The sequence below is a fragment of the Aestuariibaculum sp. M13 genome (assembly GCF_024723255.1).
In the GTDB taxonomy this organism is placed as follows: domain Bacteria; phylum Bacteroidota; class Bacteroidia; order Flavobacteriales; family Flavobacteriaceae; genus Aestuariibaculum; species Aestuariibaculum lutulentum.
In genome coordinates this window covers 270,844-293,568 of record NZ_JANIAC010000003.1, presented here as the reverse complement: position 1 = coordinate 293,568, position 22,725 = coordinate 270,844, and the positions used below count along the sequence as shown (strand labels likewise).

General features: G+C 34.6%; 23 protein-coding genes and 2 pseudogenes. 16 read left to right on the top strand and 9 right to left on the bottom strand.

All coding sequences use genetic code 11. From position 1 onward, the window contains the following. The first annotated feature begins 26 nt into the window (after positions 1 to 26). The 4 genes from ccoG (at position 27) to NO995_RS12625 (ending at position 3,232) form a co-directional block, all read left to right on the top strand. Positions 27 to 1,451 carry a cytochrome c oxidase accessory protein CcoG gene (ccoG, locus tag NO995_RS12640; RefSeq protein WP_258227822.1) on the top strand — a complete coding sequence of 475 codons (1,425 nt, stop codon included), beginning with the start codon at positions 27 to 29 and terminating at the stop codon, positions 1,449 to 1,451. A gap of 12 nt (positions 1,452 to 1,463) precedes the next feature. Beyond that, positions 1,464 to 1,910, top strand: a complete 447-nt coding sequence (locus NO995_RS12635; RefSeq protein WP_258227821.1) for a FixH family protein — start codon at positions 1,464 to 1,466, stop codon at positions 1,908 to 1,910. After that, positions 1,911 to 2,612 carry a sulfite exporter TauE/SafE family protein gene (locus NO995_RS12630; protein ID WP_258227820.1) on the top strand — a complete coding sequence of 234 codons (702 nt, stop codon included), beginning with the start codon at positions 1,911 to 1,913 and terminating at the stop codon, positions 2,610 to 2,612. Positions 2,613 to 2,788: 176 nt separating this feature from the next. Continuing rightward, on the top strand, positions 2,789 to 3,232 hold the full coding sequence (locus NO995_RS12625; protein WP_240572751.1) for a pyridoxamine 5'-phosphate oxidase family protein: 444 nt from the start codon (positions 2,789 to 2,791) through the stop codon (positions 3,230 to 3,232). Positions 3,233 to 3,255: 23 nt separating this feature from the next. On the opposite strand, the gene hemN is transcribed toward NO995_RS12625, so the two are convergent. Further along, positions 3,256 to 4,620, bottom strand: a complete 1,365-nt coding sequence (gene hemN, locus NO995_RS12620) for an oxygen-independent coproporphyrinogen III oxidase (RefSeq protein ID WP_258227819.1) — start codon at positions 4,618 to 4,620, stop codon at positions 3,256 to 3,258. 124 nt (positions 4,621 to 4,744) lie between these two features. Here hemN and NO995_RS12615 point away from each other — a divergent pair, with 124 nt between their 5' ends. The 10 genes from NO995_RS12615 to arsB all read left to right on the top strand — a co-directional run bounded on the left by NO995_RS12615 (position 4,745) and on the right by arsB (position 12,651). Then, positions 4,745 to 5,368 carry a YceI family protein gene (locus tag NO995_RS12615; protein WP_258227818.1) on the top strand — a complete coding sequence of 208 codons (624 nt, stop codon included), beginning with the start codon at positions 4,745 to 4,747 and terminating at the stop codon, positions 5,366 to 5,368. 92 nt (positions 5,369 to 5,460) lie between these two features. After that, positions 5,461 to 5,991, top strand: coding sequence for an RNA polymerase sigma factor (locus NO995_RS12610; protein ID WP_258227817.1), 531 nt, complete (start codon positions 5,461 to 5,463; stop codon positions 5,989 to 5,991). A 1-nt stretch (position 5,992) separates the two neighbouring features. Next, the gene (locus NO995_RS12605) at positions 5,993 to 6,793 is read left to right on the top strand and encodes an anti-sigma factor (RefSeq protein ID WP_258227816.1); all 801 of its coding nucleotides are present in this window, start codon (positions 5,993 to 5,995) and stop codon (positions 6,791 to 6,793) included. A gap of 274 nt (positions 6,794 to 7,067) precedes the next feature. Further along, on the top strand, positions 7,068 to 7,280 hold the full coding sequence (locus NO995_RS12600) for a hypothetical protein (RefSeq protein WP_258227815.1): 213 nt from the start codon (positions 7,068 to 7,070) through the stop codon (positions 7,278 to 7,280). 139 nt (positions 7,281 to 7,419) lie between these two features. After that, entirely contained in the window at positions 7,420 to 8,334 is a 915-nt protein-coding gene (locus tag NO995_RS12595) for a hypothetical protein (RefSeq protein WP_258227814.1), read from the top strand. A gap of 130 nt (positions 8,335 to 8,464) precedes the next feature. Further along, a complete protein-coding gene (locus NO995_RS12590; protein ID WP_258227813.1) occupies positions 8,465 to 9,988 on the top strand; it encodes a sulfatase in 1,524 nt (507 codons plus the stop codon). Between the two features lie 136 nt (positions 9,989 to 10,124). Next, positions 10,125 to 10,454: a helix-turn-helix transcriptional regulator gene (locus NO995_RS12585; protein ID WP_240572742.1), complete on the top strand. Its 330-nt coding sequence runs from the start codon at positions 10,125 to 10,127 to the stop codon at positions 10,452 to 10,454. A 31-nt stretch (positions 10,455 to 10,485) separates the two neighbouring features. Next, entirely contained in the window at positions 10,486 to 10,953 is a 468-nt protein-coding gene (locus tag NO995_RS12580; RefSeq protein ID WP_258227812.1) for a DUF6428 family protein, read from the top strand. 31 nt (positions 10,954 to 10,984) lie between these two features. Then, positions 10,985 to 11,602 (top strand): low molecular weight phosphatase family protein, encoded by a 618-nt coding sequence (locus NO995_RS12575; RefSeq protein WP_258227811.1) that lies wholly within the window; start codon positions 10,985 to 10,987, stop codon positions 11,600 to 11,602. Positions 11,603 to 11,604: 2 nt separating this feature from the next. Further along, positions 11,605 to 12,651, top strand: coding sequence for an ACR3 family arsenite efflux transporter (gene arsB, locus NO995_RS12570; protein WP_258227810.1), 1,047 nt, complete (start codon positions 11,605 to 11,607; stop codon positions 12,649 to 12,651). 349 nt (positions 12,652 to 13,000) lie between these two features. Here the strand turns inward: arsB and NO995_RS12565 are convergent, their stop codons facing one another. The 4 genes and pseudogenes from NO995_RS12565 to NO995_RS17830 form a co-directional block, all read right to left on the bottom strand. Beyond that, complete coding sequence (locus tag NO995_RS12565; RefSeq protein ID WP_375141556.1) at positions 13,001 to 15,235, bottom strand: TonB-dependent receptor; 2,235 nt, start codon at positions 15,233 to 15,235, stop codon at positions 13,001 to 13,003. Positions 15,236 to 15,248: 13 nt separating this feature from the next. After that, on the bottom strand, positions 15,249 to 16,538 hold the full coding sequence (locus tag NO995_RS12560; protein ID WP_258227809.1) for a cell surface protein: 1,290 nt from the start codon (positions 16,536 to 16,538) through the stop codon (positions 15,249 to 15,251). A gap of 85 nt (positions 16,539 to 16,623) precedes the next feature. Continuing rightward, positions 16,624 to 17,541, bottom strand: a pseudogene (locus NO995_RS12555) (DUF4331 family protein). Positions 17,542 to 17,670: 129 nt separating this feature from the next. Next, positions 17,671 to 17,895 (bottom strand): annotated as a pseudogene (locus tag NO995_RS17830) (molecular chaperone DnaK); the annotation flags it as partial. A gap of 143 nt (positions 17,896 to 18,038) precedes the next feature. Here NO995_RS17830 and NO995_RS12550 point away from each other — a divergent pair. Then, positions 18,039 to 19,214, top strand: a complete 1,176-nt coding sequence (locus tag NO995_RS12550; protein WP_258227808.1) for an LETM1-related biofilm-associated protein — start codon at positions 18,039 to 18,041, stop codon at positions 19,212 to 19,214. Positions 19,215 to 19,274: 60 nt separating this feature from the next. After that, positions 19,275 to 19,832, top strand: a complete 558-nt coding sequence (locus tag NO995_RS12545; protein ID WP_258227807.1) for a hypothetical protein — start codon at positions 19,275 to 19,277, stop codon at positions 19,830 to 19,832. A 5-nt stretch (positions 19,833 to 19,837) separates the two neighbouring features. Here NO995_RS12545 and NO995_RS12540 read toward each other — a convergent pair whose 3' ends face one another. The 4 genes from NO995_RS12540 to NO995_RS12525 are packed head-to-tail and all read right to left on the bottom strand — an operon-like array spanning position 19,838 to position 22,645. Continuing rightward, a complete protein-coding gene (locus tag NO995_RS12540; protein WP_258227806.1) occupies positions 19,838 to 20,593 on the bottom strand; it encodes a LytTR family DNA-binding domain-containing protein in 756 nt (251 codons plus the stop codon). Between the two features lie 32 nt (positions 20,594 to 20,625). After that, positions 20,626 to 20,940 (bottom strand): 2TM domain-containing protein, encoded by a 315-nt coding sequence (locus tag NO995_RS12535; protein ID WP_258227805.1) that lies wholly within the window; start codon positions 20,938 to 20,940, stop codon positions 20,626 to 20,628. Continuing rightward, positions 20,937 to 21,290, bottom strand: a complete 354-nt coding sequence (locus NO995_RS12530; protein ID WP_258227804.1) for a 2TM domain-containing protein — start codon at positions 21,288 to 21,290, stop codon at positions 20,937 to 20,939. The genes NO995_RS12535 and NO995_RS12530 overlap by 4 nt, the downstream gene beginning before the upstream one ends. 14 nt (positions 21,291 to 21,304) lie before the next feature. After that, the gene (locus NO995_RS12525; protein ID WP_258227803.1) at positions 21,305 to 22,645 is read right to left on the bottom strand and encodes a 2TM domain-containing protein; all 1,341 of its coding nucleotides are present in this window, start codon (positions 22,643 to 22,645) and stop codon (positions 21,305 to 21,307) included. Between the last annotated feature and the right edge of the window lie 80 nt (positions 22,646 to 22,725).

Here is a 22,725-nt window from a genome sequence, read left to right as displayed (position 1 = left end):
AACAAAAAACCTAAAACCAAAACAACTTGGAAACACCTAGCAACGAATCGTTCAGAGATAGTATTGGTACTATGACCAAAGAAGGAAAGCGTGCCTGGGTGTACCCTAAAAAACCCGGCGGCAAGCTATACGAGTACCGCAAGATAACAAGCTACGTATTGCTGGCCTTTTTGTTTGCCGCTCCGTTTATTAAGGTCCAAGGAAATCAATTTTTGATGTTTAATGTTTTAGAGCGTCGTTTCAATATTTTCGGTTTTCCATTCTGGCCACAGGATTTCTATTTGTTCGTTTTGTCCATGATTATAAGTGTCGTGTTCATCACCTTATTCACAGTGGCATTCGGGCGCGTGTTTTGCGGTTGGGTTTGTCCGCAAACCATTTTTATGGAAATGGTCTTCAGACGTATTGAATACTGGATTGAAGGCGATCGTAATAAACAACGCAGGTTGGATAACCAAGAATGGAACGCCGAAAAAATAAGAAAGCGTGGCCTGAAATGGTTTATATTTTTAGTCATCTCGTTTCTTATTGCTAATATATTTTTAGCCTATTTAATTGGTAGCGATAAGCTTTTACAATACATTGGTGAAAGCCCGTTTAACCATTTAGGCACACTTGTTCCACTTATTATTTTCACTGGGGTATTCTATTTTGTTTTTGCCTGGTTTAGAGAGCAGGTATGTATTATTGCTTGCCCTTATGGAAGATTACAAAGTGTACTGCTTGACAATAAATCTATTGTAGTAGCGTACGACCACAAACGTGGTGAAGGCGAAAGCGGAAGAAAAAAATTCAGAAAAAATGAAGACCGTCAGGCCTTAGGTCATGGCGATTGTATAGACTGTTTACAATGTGTTCACGTTTGCCCTACCGGTATCGATATTCGAAACGGTACGCAACTGGAATGTGTAAACTGTACCGCTTGTATTGACGAATGCGACCATATTATGGAAAGCATCAACCTGCCTAAAGGGTTAATTCGTTATGCCAGTGAAGACGAAATAGAAAAGAAACAAAAATTCAAACTTACAGCCCGAATGAAGGGCTACATAGCTGTTTTAACTATTTTAATAGGCGTATTTACAGGGCTTCTGCTTCTTCGAAACGATGTTGAAGCCACTGTGTTACGTTTACCAGGACAGCTCTATGAACGTAAAGGCGATAATATTATCAGTAATATTTTCACCTACAAACTGGTTAACAAAACCGTAAAAGAAATAGACAACGTAAGTTTTAAACTTAGAAAGTATAACGGAGAAATTAAACTGGTTTCGGCCAGCGATAATTTTAAAGTACCAAAACAAGGCATTGCCGAAGGCACCCTGTTTATAGAAATAAATCAAAGTGAATTATCAGGAGACAAAAATAAACTGATTATAGAAGTTTATAGCGATGATGAACTTATTGAAACAACCAGTGTAAATTTTCTAGGACCTAGAAGTTATAATTAAAAAATAAGACAGATGAAATTCAATTGGGGAACAGGTATTGCCTTAGCGTTTGTAGCTTTTATAAGCTTCATTATGTATTTTATTATAACTATGAGTGTCGATAAAAAATACAATCATGATTTGGTTACCGAAGATTATTACGGTCAGGAACTGGAGTTTCAAAACGACTTAAATAAAGAAAATAACGCTAAAAATTTAGCTCAAAATATTACATACAATATATCAGCAGAGGGGTTGATAATTAATTTTCCCAGTGATCTAGATTACACAAAAATTACAGGTAAAGTGTTCCTATACAGACCATCTAATAAACAATTCGACTTTGAAACGCCTATTTCATTGTCAAACCACAATTTGCTCATACCTGACAAACGTTTATTGGATGGTCGCTGGAACATTAAAGTAGACTGGAAATATAACGAAAATTCTTATCTCTATAAAAAAGAAATTATATACTAGATGCTTTGGTCTGCACTCATATTTGGTATTTTAGGAAGTTTCCACTGTGTTGGTATGTGTGGCCCTATTGCCTTTATGCTACCTGTAGACCGCAGCAATTCGGTTAAAAAAATCGCTCAAATCTTCTCATATCATATTGGGCGTTTATTAGCTTACAGTATTATAGGACTGCTTTTCGGCTTTATTGGTAAAAGCTTTTACCTGTTTGGTATGCAACAGCAATTATCTATTGCTATTGGTATTTTAATGATTGTAATTATTTTAATTCCGACACAACTATTTAATAAATACAATGCTTCAAAACCTATTTATAACCTTATTGCTAAAGTAAAGTCTGCATTAGGAAAAGCCCTTAAAAAGAAAACTGCCGATACGTTTTTAACTATAGGCTTTCTTAACGGATTTTTACCTTGTGGATTGGTTTATATGGCCGTGTTTGCTGCCATCACCATGTCATCTGCATTTCAAAGCAGCTTATACATGATGTTGTTTGGGTTAGGCACTATTCCGTTGATGACCTCAGCCATTTACCTTGGTAAATTTTTAAACAGTAGCATTAAGCAACGTATTCAGAAAGCTGTTCCTGTTTTCGTGGTAATCATTGGTCTTCTATTTATTCTTCGTGGTTTAGGTTTAGGTATTCCTTACCTGTCTCCTGCTCCTGTTGTAGAACTTGCCACGAGTTCTATAGACTGCCATTAAACATTTCTTATTCAACATGATAACCAACTGATTTTAATCATTTTTCAGTTCTACGGTATTCTGTAATTTTAAACATGGTAAATTCTTGTGTTGAAAGATGAATGTTCCCTGAATCGATTTTACTAAAAACGCATTAATGAACCCGCCATATTTAAAAACCAATAAAACTAATGCTCATGGAAACTTTAGATTTACAAAAATGCGAGTACATTTTGCACAACAACTACGTTGGCCATTTGGCCTATATATATAATAATCGCCCGTTTGTAGTTCCCATCACCTATTTGTACAATAAAGACCATATTATTATTGGTTATTCAGGTGAAGGTCACAAAATTAATGCTCTTCGATTAAACCCTAATGTGGCTCTTGAAGTTTCAGAAATTGATGCCATAGACAAATGGAAATCGGTTGTGGTTCACGGCACTTATCAGGAACTATCTGGTAGTGGAGCTAAAGCCATGTTACACGAATTTTCTTTAGGAGTTAAAGAAGTCATTCTAAATAACGAAGGACGCGATTTAGATTATATTCAAGAGTTTTCGGCTAAGGTAGAAGAAGATTCGCCTGTTATTTACGCCATAAAAGTAGACGAAATAACAGGCAAACTCAGAATATAGTCACCACTGATAAATAACAAATTCTATACAGTCATTGAAAACAACTGGGTATCCGGTTGTTTTCTTTGTAATAACACATCAAAAGCCATGCATACATTTCTAACAAAAGGTTTACCTTTTGATGTTACAACAATACTGCTCTTCTTAATTTCTATTAAACCATCACGTTCCATTTCTGCCAGACGACTTAAAACCTGTGGTAATTCATCAAAATATAAATTATCATTACTCCAACTGGTTTTAAACTGACACATTAAGTTTAAAACATGTTTTCGAATAATAAGGTCTTCATCATTTAAAATATGTCCGCGGTATACAGGAATAATATTTTCTTTCAATAAATGATAATAAGCCTCTATGCTCTTTTCATTTTGTGCAAACCCATACCAGCTATCACTAATAGACGAAACGCCCAAGCCTATCATAGCCTGGGTTTTTGATGAGGTGTATCCCATGAAATTACGGTGTAATTTCCCGTTAATCATGGATGTGTAAAGGGTGTCTGTTGGTAAAGCAAAATGGTCCATCCCTATTTCGTGATAGCCGATATTAGTTAGCAATTGTTTTCCTAATTGATATTGTTCGCGTTTCAATTCTGCCGATGGTAAATCTTCATCATTAAATCCGCGTTGTCCGTTACCTTTTATCCATGGCACGTGTGCATAGCTGTAAAAAGCCAAACGGTCAGGTAATAAAGCCTGTGTTTTTAAAATGGTTTCTTTAACGTGTTCTAAGGTTTGAAATGGCAAACCAAAAATAATATCATGACCTACCGAAGTGTAACCTACTTCTCTGGCTAACTCGGTAGCGCGTTTTACATGTTCAAATGGTTGTATTCTATGAATCGCTTTCTGTACGGTTTCATTATAGTCCTGAACACCAAAGCTTACACGACGAAAACCTACATTGTATAAAGCCTGTAAATGTTCTCGCGTGGTATTATTCGGGTGGCCTTCAAAACTAAATTCATAATCTTCAGCAACTTTGGCATGTTTTAGAATGCCTTCAATCAACAATGTTAAATGCTCCGGAGAAAAGAAAGTCGGTGTACCACCTCCTAAATGAATTTCTTTAATCACTGGTTTTTCATCAAACAACTCCAAGTATAAACTCCATTCTTTTAAAACAGCCTTAATATAAACCGGTTCTACACTATGCTGCTTAGTAATACGTTTATTACAACCACAAAATGTACATAAACTTTCACAGAATGGTAAATGAATATATAAACTCAAGCCTTCGGAGGCATTACTTGCCTTAAACGATTTTATTAGCGAAGCTCTCCAGTTTTTCAGAGAAAAAGTATCTTGATTCCAATAAGGTACCGTCGGATAACTGGTATATCTTGGCCCAGCAACATTGTACTTATTGGTTAGTTGTTTTATCATGGTGGTTTTTTAAAGTTCAAAAGTATCCTTATTCTTTTGTTAAAAACATGACTTATGTCATGTATAAACATATGCAATTAGTATATTAGTACTCTATTTCACATCTTAAAAAAATTCTTAATTCATGAAAAAAATAAGTTACCTGATTATTGTTTTGGCATTAAGTTTCGTAGCCTGTAAAGACAATAAAAAAGAGACCTCTACTGAAGAAAACACAGAAATTACGACTGCAGAAAAGTTTGTGGTAAAACCAGAAGCTACTTCGGTAAAATGGACCGCCTACAAAACCACAGATAAACTACCAGTTGGAGGAGAATTTACCGTATTAAAATTCGATGAAAAAACGGGAGCATCAGCTGAAGAAGCTCTAAATAATTTAAACTTCACTATTCCTGTAAGCAGTTTATTTACTAAAGATCCATCAAGAGATACAAAATTAAAGGAATCCTTTTTTGGGGCTATGTTAGATACAGACCTTATTGATGGAACCATTAAAGTAACAAATGGTAATTATGTAGCCACTTTAACTATGAATGGTGTTACAAAAGATTTACCTCTTACTTTTGAGGTTACCGATGAACGCCGTGTAACCATGACGGGAACTATGAATTTAGCCGATTGGGATGCCCTTGGAGCCCTTGAAAGTTTAAATAAAGTATGTTTCGACTTACATACCGGACCAGATGGTGTAAGCAAGACATGGGAAGACGTTGCCATTGTTGTCAGCACTTATTTACGTAAGAATTAACTTCGTTACTGAAAATATATTTATACAAAAGCTACTTATTTAAGTAGCTTTTTCTTTTTAATTCCTTATTTTTCGGAAACTTAATCTACCAAATGGAATTAGAGACCCTAATTGAAAACTTCAAACAGAAGGACGAAAAAGCTTTTGAAACCCTATACCACATGTATAGCGAGAGCATGCAAGGCGTCATCTACAATATTGTTCGTGATAAAGATATAGCCGAAGAAGTTATGCAGGACGTATTTATTAAAGCCTGGCATAATGCAAGCAGTTATTCTTCCGAAAAAGGCCGATTTTTTACCTGGATTTTAAATATTGCCAGAAATGCAGCCATCGATAAAACACGATCTAAAGCTTTTAAAAAAACAAAGCAAAACCTTGATGCCGATTTTTTCGTAGATATTCTAGAAAGCAGCGATAGTTTAGACAATTCTACAGACGCTATTGGAATTAAAAAGTTCGTAAAAAAGTTGAAAGAAAAATGTAAAGCGGTTATAGAACTTCTCTATTTTAAAGGTTATACACAAATTGAAGCTTCAGAAGCTCTCGACATGCCCGTGGGCACTATTAAGACCAGAAATCGCAACTGTATTAAAGAATTAAGAAACATGGTATTAGAATAATATGGATATACAAGCTTACATAGAATCTGGAATTTTAGAGCTATATGTAGCAGGTGCCCTTTCTGAAACACAAAATAAGGAAGTCTACAACCTCATGCTGCAATATCCTGAAATATTACAAGAAGTATTAGACATTGAAGCAGCCGTAATTAAACTTACAGCATCAGTTTCTCCAGTAAAAATTAATGATAACATTTTAAAGGCTATAAAAGCCCATTTAGGATTAAACGGAACAGATAGCAAAGTGGTATCATTACCAAGATACAACTGGATAACCTATACCGGTTGGGCAGCTTCAGTTATTTTAGCGATTGGTTTATTCTGGACGGTAACACAAAACAACCAATTAAAATCCGATATTCAATTAAGCAAAACACAGCAGGAATTATTAGAAACAAAAATAGCCAATGCCAACAACAGTTTGGAAGAAGCCAATACTTTAATTTCTGTATTACGCGATAATAATATTACGAAGATACCATTAGCCGGTCAGGGAAATTTTACCAGCACCTATGCTAATGTGTATTGGGATAAGACTAACGAGCGTATTTATTTAGATGCGCAAGGATTACCTGAACCTCCTGAAGGAAAAGTGTATCAGGTTTGGTCTTTAACTTTAAGTCCCCTTACGCCTACCAGCTTAGGCACTATAGACGATTTTATAACAGACGACAATAAAATATTTGAAATTGAAAACGCCAATGCAAGTGAGGCCTTTGGTATTACTTTAGAGCCAGCAGGCGGAAGTGAAACACCTACTATGGAATTCCTTTATACGCTTGGTGTAGTTAATGCGAGTTAATTAAAAAACCAATAATTAAATTCTTAAAAAATATCCTCTAACGCTTTTAGGGGATTTTTTTTTATTAATACCCCGATTAAAAGCTTTAAAAATTGACCTTTTAGTTGGTTGCGATACAAAATCTGATGATCCTGTTATAGCCGACGAATCATTACTTCTTGGAACATGGAAACATACCCAATCTTACATTAGTTCAGGTGGTCCTCAATATTGGGTAGATCAGGAAAACGGAAAAGTTTTTGAGTTTTTTGAAAACGGTATATTTTCTTCAGATATGTTTGCTGAATGTTCGATTGGGGATTTTTCTATAGAAGAGCATCAATTACTATTAAAATATAACTGCCCGGACTTTACTAGCGAAACCGAAAATGATGATGGCTTTATTACCTACATCTTAGAATTCTATTCAAATTATTTTATCCTTATTCCAACCAGCGGACCAGTTTGTATAGAAGGTTGTAGCTTTAAATATGAAAAGCAAAACTAAATCCATGCTTTTTAAACCTAAATAAAACTCGTATTCCTTTAACTCTTACTTTCAATTATTTTACTTTTGCTCTAAGTAAAAGATTATAAAAACACGAGGTGTGTGATTAGTTACACATCAATAAATAAAGAAAATGAGTATGAAAAATTCTAATTTTTCAAGACAAGAAGAAAATAATAATGTGTGGTTAACCAAGCAAGACAGCAGCAATTTTAATATAACAGATTATGGAGTAACACCAACTGTCTTTAACACCGAAGCTGAGGTTGGTCAGGCCATGTTAAATGAATTATACAAAACAGCTGAAGCTAAAGAAGGTGATATTAACATCGCGTTACTTGGTGGTCGAGGCGCACAACAATTACATCGTTTACTTGGAGAATTAGCAAAATCTGGCGAGCAAGATGCTTTATTAGCACGATTGAATGTATTCACTCAGGATGCTTTAGCGCCTATGTGTATGGCTAATGGTTTTAGTTTTGTTCGCGATTTTGAACGCATTTTAGGTGATGCTTTTTTTAAAAAAATTAAAAGCTTTACACCTACGCAAACCGATACTCCTGATTTAGAATATGCCCTTATAGAGTATCTTACAAAACTTGAAAATTTAGGAGGGCTGGATATCTTTTTTATAGGTCATGGTCCTGAAGAAAATAAGGCGTCTCATCTGGCTTATATTAAACCATTTTCGGGAGCACAATACCACCATGTAGCAGGAATTATACCTATTTCAAATAGCATTTTAGAGCATCATATCAGTAAGTTTAAAGCAGGTGGAAGTGTTGTAAGTGAACATGATGAACAGGAATGTCGTTCTGCCGAATACATTCTTACCTTAGGTCCTGCTGCGATTTTACAAGCTAAAAAGGTGGTACAGTCTGTTGTTGATGCCGACTCTGCCCCTGCTAAAATTAAGACTTATGCCAATGTTCTAAATACAAAAATAAGTTCAAACCCTTTAGAAGCTAAGGAGCAATTAAACGCAAACCCAGGCTTATGGATTAGGCTACACCCAAATGCAAAATCGTTTGTATTATCTAATTTAGGTGTTTAAAAGTCAAAACGAGAATTATATATAAATTTTTAAGCCTGTTTCTTGATTGAAGCAGGCTTTTTTATTTCAAAACAATTATATTCACACTCTAAAATTTTGTGTTCGAACACAAAACCAATATTAAAGTATAATGAAAGTACGTTTAGAAAAAGAGTTTTTAATCTTAATTATCTTATCAATATTCTGTTTCACCCCTTATGCTTCTGCTCAAGAAAACCGCCCTAACATTATTGTGTTTTTAGTAGACGATATGGGATTAATGGATACCTCTGTTCCATTTTTAGTAGACGCAAATGGTCAACCTAAAAAATATCCGCTAAACGATTACTATATTACACCCAATATGGAAAAGTTAGCAAGGCAGGGCGTTTGCTTTACTAATTTCTATGCACATTCTGTGTGTTCACCTACCAGAGCTTCTATTCTTACGGGGCAAAACTCTGCTCGCCACGGCACAACAAACTGGATTCATTTAGAACATAATAACAAGAATAAATATGGACCATCTGATTGGAACTGGGAAGGCTTAAATAAATCTTCTATTACCTTACCTCGTTTATTACAATCGGCTGGATATAAAACCATTCATGTCGGTAAAGCCCATTTCGGTCCTATTGGATACGAAGGAGAGAATCCTCTTAATTTAGGCTTCGATGTTAATGTAGGTGGCTCTGGAGCCGGACATCCCGGAAGTTATTATGGACGTGATGGTTATGGTAAACTAAACGGACAAATTTCTCGTGCCGTTCCCGGATTAGATGAATACTGGAAAGACGATATTTTTTTAACAGAAGCCCTTACCAGAGAGGCAAATAAAAAAATTACAGATGCTAAAAATGAAGGCAAACCCTTCTTTTTATATATGTCACACTATGCGGTTCATCAACCATTTCAATCAGACCCTAGATTTGCCGAACATTATAAAAACTTTGGTAAAGATGAAAAAGCTCAGGCTTATGCCACTTTAATTGAAGGTATGGATAAATCCCTTGGAGATATTGTTAAACATGTTAAAGACTTAGGACTGGGAGAAAACACACTTATTCTATTTTTAGGAGACAACGGCTCGGATGCTCCTCTTCCCATAACTAATGACTATAGCAGTTCTGAACCTTTACGAGGAAAAAAAGCCATGCACTGGGAAGGTGGCATGCGGGTACCATTTATTGCTTCATGGGTAACTCCAGATAATCAAATTAAACTTCAAAAGAAATTAAAAATTTCTGAGAATCAAACCGAGAATCAAATGGGAACTATTTTAGACCTGTTCCCTACCATTTGTAATTTAGCAGATGTAAATATTCCCGAATCATATATTTTAGATGGTTTCAATTTACAAAAGCAACTTAAAGGTAAAACCAATAAAAAACGAGACAATAGTTTCCTTAACCATTTTCCTCATGATCATCGCACACCATATTTTACAAGTTTGGTGAATGATAACTGGAAAGTTGTTTACCATTTTCAAATCGAAGGTTCGCCAAAATATGAGTTGTATAATTTAAGTAACGATCCGTTTGAAGCAACCAATTTAGCCGATTCTAATCCACAACAGTTAAAAGTTATGATGACGCTTTTACAGGAGGATATGGACAACAAACATGCCTTATACCCTGAAAAAGACGGACAAATCTTAAAAATAATTCAACCTTAACAAAAAATCAATCTTTATAAAAAAAGCCTTGAAACCTTATAAGTTTTGAGGCTTTTTTATGCTTAAAACGAAAAAACATTGAAAATATCTTTTCTCTATTTTATATTAATCGTAATATTGCAATAAAACAATAAATATGGGATTAGCTAAAACTGAAATATTTACCGATTCACAAAATGAAATTGCTCTGTTCGCCAAAGCTTTCGGGCATCCGGCTCGTGTAGCTATTCTGCAACATTTATTTAAAATCAACGCTTGCGTATGTGGCGATTTGGTAGACGAAATTGGTTTAGCGCAACCCACAATTTCACAACATTTAAAAGAATTAAAACATTTAGGATTAATTAAAGGTTCGGTTGAAGGTACCAGCGTATGCTATTGCATCAATCCAGAAGTATGGACTAAAATGAAAGTTGTAATGACCGAGTTTTTAGATCAGGATTTACCAAAAACATCCTGTTGTTAACCCTAAAACACAAAATTAAAATCATTGTATTATGAAACTATCTGAAGTTAAATCAGCCTTACAAAATTTGGAAACCATCGCGTTTCAATTACCAAACGGAGATTTAGTACCATCTCATTTTCATGTCACCGAAATAGGTAGAATAAATAAAACCTTTATCGACTGTGGCGGTACAGTTAGACACGAAAATATCGTGAATTTTCAACTATGGAATGCCAACGATTACGACCACCGTTTACATCCTGAAAAACTATTACACATCATTGAACTTTCAGAAAACACCTTACATATTGAAGATTCTGAAATTGAAGTAGAATATCAAGGTGATACCATTGGTAAGTTCGGATTGGATTTTGACGGTACTACTTTCTTATTAACCAATAAACAAACTGATTGTTTAGCGAAAGATAAATGTGGAGTTCCTGCTGAAAAACCAAAAGTAAAATTATCAGACTTACAACCGGTAAACACTTGTGTTCCTGGAAGCGGTTGTTGCTAATTTATAAGTATAAAATACCTTTTTTTAAAACATGGCATTATACAAAAACATTGAACAAACATTACTAAACTTGCCGACCGATAATGTAAGTGATGAACGTAAAACAACATTACAACCGTTAATAGACTTTATCCAAAAGAAAGTTAATGCACAAAAAGAAGTACGTTTAAATTTTATTTGTACACACAACTCCAGACGCAGTCATTTATCCCAGGTTTGGGCACAAACAATCGCTCATCATTTTAATATAAAACAAGTATTCTGTTATTCAGGAGGTACTGAAGCTACTGCTCTATTCCCAATGGCTGCAGAAACATTGAAAAACACAGGATTTGATATTCATACCATCGCCGAAGGCAACAACCCTATTTATAGTATTAAATATGCTGAAGATGAACATCCGGTTATTGGCTTTTCAAAAACTTACGATGATGTATTTAATCCGCAATCTGAATTTGCTGCGATTATGACCTGCTCTTCTGCCGATAAAGGTTGTCCGATAATTTTAGGAGCAGAAAAGCGTTTCCCGATTACTTTTGAAGACCCAAAAGCGTTCGATAACACACCGCTACAAGCTGAGAAATACAACGAGCGTAGCCTTCAAATAGCTACCGAATTATTCTATGTGTTTTCACAAATTAAAGCGTAATTATGGCTACAAAAAAATTAAGTTTTTTAGATAGAAACCTAACCTTATGGATTTTTGTTGCCATGGCACTAGGTGTTGGTTTAGGATATTTTTTTCCTAAGTTTCCAGATATTATCAACGCTATGAGTAGCGGTACTACCAATATCCCTATTGCCATCGGACTTATTTTAATGATGTATCCACCACTGGCTAAAGTAAATTACAGCTTATTACCTGCGGTGTTTAAAAACACAAAAATTCTTTCGGTATCGCTAATTCTAAACTGGGTTATTGGTCCGGTTTTAATGTTCATTCTAGCCATTACATTTTTAAGAGACTATCCGGAGTATATGGTCGGTTTAATCTTAATAGGTCTGGCACGATGTATTGCTATGGTTTTAGTTTGGAACGATTTAGCCGAAGGTAGTAGCGAATACGGCGCCGGTTTAGTAGCTCTTAACAGTATTTTTCAAGTGTTTGCCTATAGTTTTTATGCCTGGATATTTATTACAATCTTGCCTCCTTACTTTGGTTTCGAAGGTGCTATTGTTGATATTTCTATAGGAACCATAGCTGAAAGTGTTGCGATTTACTTAGGTATTCCGTTTGCAATGGGTATTTTAAGCCGACAAATTTTAGTTCGGTTAAAAGGTGAAGAATGGTACACAAAAACATTCATTCCAACAATTTCTCCACTAACTTTAATCGCATTGCTATTTACTATTATCGTAATGTTCTCATTAAAAGGCGAACTTATTGTTGAAATCCCAATGGATGTTTTAATTATTGCTGTTCCATTATTGATATACTTTGCTTTAATGTTTATTATTGGCTTTTTCTTTACCAAAGCCATGGGTGGTACTTACGACAAAACAGCTTCGGTAGCCTTTACTGCTGCTGGAAACAATTTTGAATTAGCCATTGCTGTTGCTATTGCCGTTTTCGGATTAAATTCCGGACAGGCTTTTGCTGGTGTTATAGGACCCTTAGTAGAAGTTCCAGCATTAATTCTATTGGTAAGTGTATCGTTCTGGTTACGTAAAAAATACTTTTTAAAAGCTACAAATTAGCATGTATATAAAATAAAAGCGGCTCAACCACGAGCCGCTTTCCCTAACAAAAAACCCAAAAAACCAAATAGGACAACCAATCCTACCGGTCCCTTGAAAATCAATTTTCCTTTTTCATCTGTTAGTATTTATTATTTTTATAATAGTCAGATGTAATTTGCCAATAATCATCTAGGTTGATTTAAAAGATTTATCATGGCACATTTCATAATTATTAACTCTTTGTTCCTTTTGTTAGCTGCTATTAATCAACTCACGAAGGATTCTCTTTTCTGTATACCATCACTCTCTTCTTTCAGTTGTATTTGTTAGTAAGACACCCTTACTTTATTTTACCCTACCCTAGGTTTTAAAATTTATAAGAAATTGTTCCTTTTATAAAAAATGGCGTTCCTGGCGTAAAGTGAATTTCTTCAACAGGAGCTGTCTCATTGAACAATCTCGATTCGGTAGCAAACTGTGTTTCATTCCACTCGGTATCGAATAGGTTTTCTACAATCACTCCTACAGTTACTTTATTAAACGTATAATTCGCGTTAAAATCGGTTACAAAATAACCTTTGGCTACAATACTGTTATCTTCATTCGCTGGTCTGTCATCAACATATCTGTAACGTAAACCTCCTGAAAAACCATCTAAATTATCTACTGCCAATCCGCCGGCCAATGTAAAATCCGGTGCTAAAGGAATATAGTTTTCTCCTTCAGGATCTTCAGTACTTCTGGCATGTGTTACAGTAGCATCAGAATCAAAATACAACCAATCTGTTAACTGGTAACGCAATCCTAAATCGACACCATAACGCTCCGTTTTTCCACTTGACTCTACAATTCCAGCATCGCCTACATAAACAAACTCTTGTTCTAAGAACAAATACCACAATGCCGAATTAACAATTAACTTTGGAAACGGTTTCCAAACACTTCCCAAATCTGCACCATAAGAGCGTGGTAAAATATCTTTCCCCATCTGACTTACCACTACTCGCGTGTCGTTGGAGTGAAATCCTAACCCCGATTTTAAATACACTTGTAAATTGGTTAAAGCATCGTAGTAGAAATTTAGTTTAGGACTTACGATGGTTTTCGCTTCAGCCTGTGTGCTGTAAGTGTTCAATAGCTTATCGTTATACATAAACTTAAAATAATCCAATCGCAAAGCCGGGGCTATTTTGAGCTTTCCTAAATCGAACTGAGCATTAGTGAACGCATTCATATTCGTTTGATTTAAATCCCCCAATTGTTTTTGTTCTAAGATTGTTTTTCTATTTAGCGTATGCGACAATTCTATATCGTTAATAATGTCGTGACGCAAACTGGCTCCCGAAGTCAATGTTAATCCGACATCGCCTAAAAGTAATTCCTGATTTAAGGCTGTGTTGAAACCAAAAATATGACGTTCTTCCTGCTGTTTAATTTGGTCGCCATTTACCGGATCCTCTAAAAAGAAGGTAAAATTGGAATACAATTCAAATCCGTAATGCGAGTAAAAGGCATTACTTTTCAACATGGAATGGTCGGACACGTGCTTATTAAATTCTACATTAAAATTGGTGCGTTCGGTCGTTCCGCCTTCTGTATCATCAATGGCTCCGAATCGAGTAATACTTCCATCATCAACAGCACGTTGCGGAATTTGTCCTGAAGCATCCCAACGGCTTATAAAATGCGATAAAGTCACCGACACCTTATCATTATTTGGTGAATAGCTGGTAAATTTCCCAAACAGATTTAATCTGTTAAAGTTTTGTGGTGATTCATAAGGCCCATCGGTAGCAATATATTCGGTAGCGATATAGGCATTTTTATCGGTATCATGTTCTAATAAATTAAACATTCCAAGTGTTCGTAGGGTATTAAAATCACCAACCGTTAAGCCTATTGAACTTTCTTTTAAGTAATCTCTGGTTGAAAAATCAACGTAGCCTGCAGTTGCAAAATCACCGCGATTGGCATAGTATGATCCTTTACCAAAGTCTATTTTATTTACCGTTTCCGGAATAATAAAATGCAAATCACTATACCCCTGACCGTGAGCGTGGGATACCATATTTACCGGCATTCCATCAACTGACAGTGAGATATCGGTACCATGATCGATATCGAAACCACGTAAAAAGATTTGTTCTGCTTTTCCTCCACCGGCATGTTGACCAATAATTAAACCCGGTACTTTTCTAAGAATTTCTTGAGATGAGTTTACCGGATTTGTTTTTAAATCTAATCGGGAAATGGTACTTACCGGATTAACAGTTTCGTTGATGACTAACTCACTTAATTGAAATGATTTCTCTTCTAAAATAATGGTCTGTTTCGAGTTAAAACTTGAGTCACTAACTACAACATACCTGTTTTTATATCCTAACAACCCTATCTTCAAAGAATCTCCATTGGAACAATTATCGATAACAAATACACCATTTTCGGAAGAGTGCGCGTGACTTTTAGAATTTAAATTGTAAACATAAGCCGCCTCTAATGGTTGTTTAACACTGTTTGCCACAACACCTTTTATTTGTTGTGAAAAACTGAATTTTGCACACATTATGGCTGAAAATAGCGTCATAAGTTTTAATACGTTCATGGTTGATTTTGGGTTAAATATTTCTGACATCTTTTTCGGTTAATGGACCTAATTCAAAAATACTTTCCAGCAAATCCTTTTTCAAAATTTTTGCCTCTTTTAACTTATTATTAGCTTTATAAACTTCTGCAAGATGTAATAAGGTCTGTGGCTCGTAGGTTTGGTTTGCGACATGCTCCCTCATAATTTTTAATGCCTTTCTTTTAAACCCTTGTTTAAAATAAGTCCAGGCTAATAAACCGTAGGATTGTGGTGTTGGTCTATTATTCACTTCGGTTTCTGCCAGTACTAGAGCTTCATTTAATTTTTCGAAGGTTTCTGTGTAAACCATAACATTGTAAGTGTTGTACATATCACCATATAACGAATTGTTCACAGCTAGTTTGTAAGACTCTAATTCTTTTTGATATAAATCTAAATCTCCTTTAAACTTGGCTATTTCTGCTTTTAACAAGTAATAATCAGGGGCATGATAGGTTTGCGAAACCGTATTTAAAATACGGAGGGCTTCGTCTGGATTTTTTTCATGAGAGTACACAATCCAGGCAATACCGCGTTTCGCATACGCATCATCCGGACTCAATTCCAAGGCTTTTAAAAAGTGATTATACGAAGCTTGAATATTTCCGCTGTGACCATAAAAATCAGCTAGATTGGTATAAATCCACTGTTTGGAACTTGCTATATTCGATTGTTCTGCTTTCACCTTAGCCTGTTCCAGGTATTTAATGGCCGCATTCAAATCACCACGATGATCAGACCACTTGGCCACTCGAATTAAATAATCGAAATCGGCATCATTGCTAAATTTGTCTAGGTAACTTTTTGCTTGTTTATAGTTACCTAATTCTAAATGCACATCGAACAGCATTTTTTGAGTTCCTTCCAAATTATCACCATTCTTTTCGGCTTTTGAAAGTAACACCAAAGCTTCCTTAAATTTATGTTGTGAAATGTAGTTTGCTGCAAGTCCTCTTAAATATGAAGAATTTGAATAGTTTGTTTTCTTATTTAGATTTTGGTAGACATTCTGGGATTCATGAAGATATTCAATTTCTCCGGTTATACTAAATAACTTATTATAGGCTGAAGCTATTTTTGATAAATACGGAAATTGATTCGGGGTTTGGGTAAATTTCTCCTGCCAAAAGGTTAAATCTTCTAAAACCTGTTCCTTTACTGTGGCATTCGTAGTTTCCAGGTAAACATTATACTCTTTGGTATCTGTTACTTTTTTTGAAGAGATAGTACAGCTTGACAGTAATGCAAGCATACAAAAGATGGTTAGATATTGGTATTTCATGGTCTTTGTTTTTTAGGTTTAACATTTGTTAGAGAAACCCAGAAACAAAGAGCAAACTCTTTGCTTCTGAATTAAGTTTAAGCTTCTACCATGGTGAAGCCAGATAAGGAAATGAGGCTAAAAAAGGTTTATCGTTAGCATCGACATTATCGTCTGATAGTCCTGGATTTTCAGAAAAGTCTTCTCCTCCAAAAATTAACAAGAGTTCTACCGTAATCACATCGTCGGCTAAATTTCTTCCGGTTAACACATTAGTGCCATCGTAAAATGTTGTAGTTCCGTCTAAAGAAACATTTAAAACATCGGTTGCCAATACTCCTGTAAAGGTTGCCGCATCTAAACCTAGGGCATTGGTATCTTCTGCATTTGCAAAAGCAGGACTTAAGCCTTCTAAATTAGCCTGAAACATACTTTGGAACGAGGCATTTTGCATCGATGGTATGGTAACATTAAACATATCTTTACTTGATGGAGACACGAATACGGTATTTACCGCTGGTCTTCCCATTTGGTCTTCCTGCATGTAGGTTCCTGCTAAATTTGGAAGTCCGTTTTCATTTTTCATATCGTCGTCATCACTACAGTTAAATGCTACAAATGGCATCACTAAAAGTGCTAGGATTAATTTTATATTTTTCATAATGGTCTGTATTTCGTTTTTTAAGTCTTTTTATTGCTTTCTTTTTGATTCTACCCATGTATTAATGGTTCCGCTACCCCCTATGGTTGATTTTGGTACTTCAACCACAACCGACATCACATTAGTTCCTGCAAACGTATCAGATGCCATACCATCAGGTAAAAAAGCACCTTCTTCCATACCATCGCCATCATCATCACCTGGAGTTACAATTTGTACATAACGTGCAAAATCCATAAAAAACGGATCGTCTCTTGGCCCGGCGAACACTTTAACCCCGTTTTTCATTCCCATCATGGCTTCAGATCCATAAGGTGTAATATTGGTTACAGCAGCGTTATAAACATCGTTTGTTCCCACCATACTGTTCAACCCTGTTTGACTTGGCATTTTTGGTCCGATTACATACATTTTACCATCCTTAGGAATGGCTTGAATTACATAATCTTCGACATAATCATTATCGTAATCGATATTAAACTCAATCATGACACTTTCATCAAAACTCGCCGAAGCGGTATTAGCAGGACTCAATAAGCCCTGAACATTAGCCACAAATACCAGATTATTGGTATCTTCACCTTGAAAGGCATAAAAATCGGTAATGTCGCTAGAGCCACCCTGCACGGCTGGTGCATCAATATGGTCTGCAGCAACTACGAAGTAACCAGCAACCGCTACTACTCCAATTCCAAAAACTGTTTTTAACTTTTTCATACGTTTATTAATTAGTTATTTACTCGGTTTCAAGCATACCTACGCAAAAAAGAAAAACTCGGTTTTGTTAAAATTTTGTTAAAGGAAATAATTACGAAATGTTCTGTGAAAACATTACATTTACAACAACAAAATCGCATGCTATGAATCCATCTGCAAATGGTTGGATAAAAAAATTACTAAAGGAAGCTAAGACTAACCACCGGTTTCTTGACTTAGACGACGAAGGCTTTTATCAGGCGCTAAGATCTTGTGGCTTTATTTATGGCAGTAACCTAGATGTGGTTTTAAACATCTTCGCAAAAGAAGATTTAATCGAGGAAGAACTTTGTAAAATCAATCTGTGTTTAGCATTACTTCAAACGTATAACCATTCGAAAACCGACATTCCTTTTGTTGATAGTGTTATCGATTTTTATACAGAAATAAGCGAAAAGAAAGCCTCTTTTTTTGGTGAGTTACTAGGCGGTAAAAAATCGAATGAACAGCTTGAAAAGTTAATACACAAGCGTATTCAGATAGATGCAAACATAATTACCAAAAACTTTAATTACTTCATAATTAATGCGCTTTTATATATTGATGTGTTGGCGTATGATAATTATTTAAGAAAAAAGCATATTTCTAAAACTTATATTAAAAACATAGAAGCTTCTATTGAATGCGTTTCTTTAGATGTATTAAATGCGAAAGAAGACAAAAACCAATACGATGAAAGTTTAATACGACTCATTGAATCGTCTCTGCGTTTTCAGGACCACACACATATAACTTATGAAGACGCCATCTCAAATATTAAAACACCTTTAGAAAAGCAATATATTTTAGACCTGGCCTGTATGGCCGCCTGGACCGATAAAACGATTGATAGTACTGAAAAACGTTTTTTAATTCAATTAGGTCAGGATTTTAATATTGACACCCAACTGATAAAACAATCGTTGGAAACAGTTAACAGTTTTTATACCACAAACAAAGAGAATATTGCCGTTTTAGGTTCTAAAAATATTGTTCAGAGTTTTTACAATAACTCGAGCAAAATGGTGAAAAAATTAATTATCCGAAACAGCAAACGTTTATATAAAGAGTTAAAGGACAGTAAAGAACTTATGGTACTTTTAACACAATCGACCGTAAGAGACTTAACAGCTGAAGAACAAAAGAAAGTTCAGGACCAATTACTAGATATTTTTAAATCCATACCAAGTCTGGCTATTTTTTTACTTCCGGGTGGTGCTATTTTATTGCCTTTAGTAGTAAAATTTATACCTAAACTCCTGCCTTCTGCTTTTGATGAAAATCGCATTGATGAAGATTAATTTTATTTTGTCAATAATTTCTTCTATCTTAAAGAATTCTAATTATATTTTTATATTACAATGAAGAGTTTATTTTTGATAGTAATTTATATTTCTTGTTCAATTACCTTTGGTCAAAACCAAAATTTTAGAGAATATTCAGAAGATTCAAAAATATCTGTTTTTTACGACTTTCAAAATAAAGAAACAAGACCAGTTGCAATTTATGTTAATGATAAATTTGTTGGAGAAGTACTAACCATGAATTTTGTTCCTACAAAGCAAATTGAATCGATACATGTCGAAAAAGAGAACTATACTATCAATGGCATTGAGTATTATGGTAAAATTTATATAAAGACGAAAGCGGGTTATAAACCTAAATTTATTTTGTTAAAAGACCTAAAAGCAAAGTATTTAAAATTAGATTCTAAACCTGTTATTTATCAAATTGATGAAGACATAGTTAATGTAAATGACGAAAAATTTATAGTGAATGAAAAATTCATATTGAAAATTCACGTTCAAAAAATATTCACTAAAAAATACTCAGAAATTAATTTAGTTAAAATAATTACTAAAACCCCCGAAAACATTAAAAAAGCAAATGAAATTAAAATTAGAGGGAATGAGATTTAACCTCTTTACTCCAACCACTCTTTAAAATCCTTAACACGTTCGCGCGCCACAATAACTTCATCGTCAGCATAACTATTCAGCTTAATTTGTAACCTGGAATTTGTGTAGCTAATCATATCTTTTATCGCATTAATATTGACGAAAAATTTACGATTTACTCTAAAAAACAGTTGTGGTTCCAGCTCACTTTCTAAACTTTCTAAAGTAATGTCAAGCAAATAATTTCTGCCATCTTTGGTATGAATGTAAGACCCTTTATTTTCACTGTAAAAACATTCAATATCATCTACAGCAATTAACTTTAAATGCTGCCCTACTTTTACTGAAAATCGTTTTTTATATTCCCGATCTATCGGATTAACCAATAGCTTTTTAATATCGTTAAAATCTAAAGATACCGACTGCTTTTGTGGTAAACGTTCCTTGTATTTTTCAACGGCAGCCTGTAAATCATCTTCATCAATAGGTTTTAACAAATAATCGATGCTGTTTAGTTTAAAGGCTTGTAGCGCATATTCGTCGTAAGCTGTGGTGAAGATAACCGCACTTTTAATTGGAATCGTTTCAAAAATTTCGAACGATAAACCATCACTCAGTTGAATATCTAAAAATATTAAATCGGGATGTGTATTGGCTTCAAACCAACTTAACGATTCTTCAACAGAATGCAACATGGTTTCCACTTCAATATTCAACTTTTCAAGCATACGCTTTAATCGGCGTGCTGATGGTTTTTCGTCCTCTATAATAATTACGTGCATAGATATGTTTATTTAACAGGCTTTTATTTTAACTATTCCCAGCGATTAATTCTATCTTTTTCGAGGAACTCTTTTATTTTACGTTCTTCCCAGTTTTTCTTAAAAATAATTTCCCCTCTAAATACGTGCCTGCCATGAATGCTAATAAAAACTGTCCAGGCTACCAAAACGATGATATCAAACCAAAAGAAAAAATCTTTATACGGTCCATGCATGATATATAAATTATATACCAATAGCGCTACTAAAATAAAATATCCGACTAAATGAATATAAAATACTTTTAGGTTGTAAACCTTTTTTTCGGCTTTCAAAAAGGCTTCTTGGTTTCTGTTATCTGCACTCATAGCTTTTCAAATTTATGATGACTTTGTTCCTTTTCCATAAACTCCTGGATCTTGCGTTCTTCCCATTTTTTTCCAAAAATAAAATCCGGCCCATAAACACTTAAAAAATGAAATGCTAAACCAATACCCCAAAATAAGGCTGTAGCAAAAGTGCCAAAACTAAACAACTCTCCTCCATTAGAGACGATAACGATAATGATGAATATATTCACAATAATGTAACTAGCCAGGTGCCAGTAAAACCCTAATATTTTTTTTACTTTCTGTTTTGCACGTAAATAAGCTTCTTCTCTATAGAAACGTTCTTTTGAAGTTTCGTTATCGTATGATTCTAGTTCGTAATTTTTCATGATTTTTAATTTTATTATTTCCAGCGCTTGTTTTCTTCCTCGCGCATAAACTCCTCTATCTTTCGCTCTTCCCAATTTCGTCCCAAAAACTGATTGGAAACAAAAACTCTAAACGCCTGAATTGTTAAACCTAAGCCCCAACCAAACATGGGGAACCAAAACCATTGGAAATCCCATGACGTTTTATAGTTTACAAAGATTAAAAAGGGAATAACTAAGCAATAAGATACCAGACTATAATAAAAGCCTTTAAGTTCGTCTACATGATTTCGTGCTCTTACATAAGCATCATCGATGGATTGGTTTGATTGTGTTCTCATAACTGAAATTTGTTTTGTAAGCATTGGTATTGCAACGGCAAAACGGTTTGCTTCCTGATTGATGTTTACTTTTCTTGTGGTTAACAACTTATAACGCTGCAAAATGTTATTGAGTCCTACTCCACTACTTTTTTTAACTATTTGTTTGGGTTGTAAATTATTTTCGACCACCAAATTATTACCGTCTTCATAAATTTTAATATGTAAAGGCTTGGCTGGTGTTACCATATTGTGCTTTACTGCATTTTCCAGTAATAATTGTAATGATAATGGCACGACTTTACTTTCCGGGTTGCTTGCCTGCTCTGGAATTGTAAAAACAATACTGTCTTCGAATCGCATTTTTAAAAGCGACATATAGGTCTTTGCGAAATTAAGTTCTTCATCAACCGAAACCAGTTCTTTATTTTTCTGTTCCAGAACATAGCGATATACCTTCGATAAAGCTGCTGTAAATTTCTGGGCATTCTCGGGGTTTTCATCAATTAAACTGGTAAGTACATTTAAACTGTTGAATAAAAAATGTGGATCTAACTGATTTTTTAAAGCATCGAATTTCGCACTCGCCGTACCTGCAATAACCTTTTGCTCTTTAATTCTGTTTTGCTGATAGCGGTTGTAGAAATATATAAGATGAAAGATGACAACAATGATTAAGGTAATTATTAACCCAAAACCATAATACTGAATTCTCTCGTGGTCTAAAAATTCTTTGAATGAATTACCATTGTATAACACCGATGTTCCGGCACGCAATAAAAACAAACCTGACAGCGTAACTACCACAGAGCCCAAAATTCCTAAAACAATACGTTTAATAGATTCGGTAGATTTCCACTTTAAAGTCTCCAGATACCCAAAGAATAACAAATTAGAATATCCTAAAACAAATGAGTATAACTGATAAAAAGCAAAGTTTACTAACGCTACTTTTATACTACCAAACTGCAATCCGTTTTCAAGTAAATTACCTACTAAAAAAACGGCACACCCGATAAAAAACGTAATGATTAAATTTTTAAATCCTTTTGCCATGTTCTTTGTTATACTTTGTTTTTATTAATCCTTAAATTTACTAAAAGCAGTAAAAACTAACAGATTATAATTACAAGACA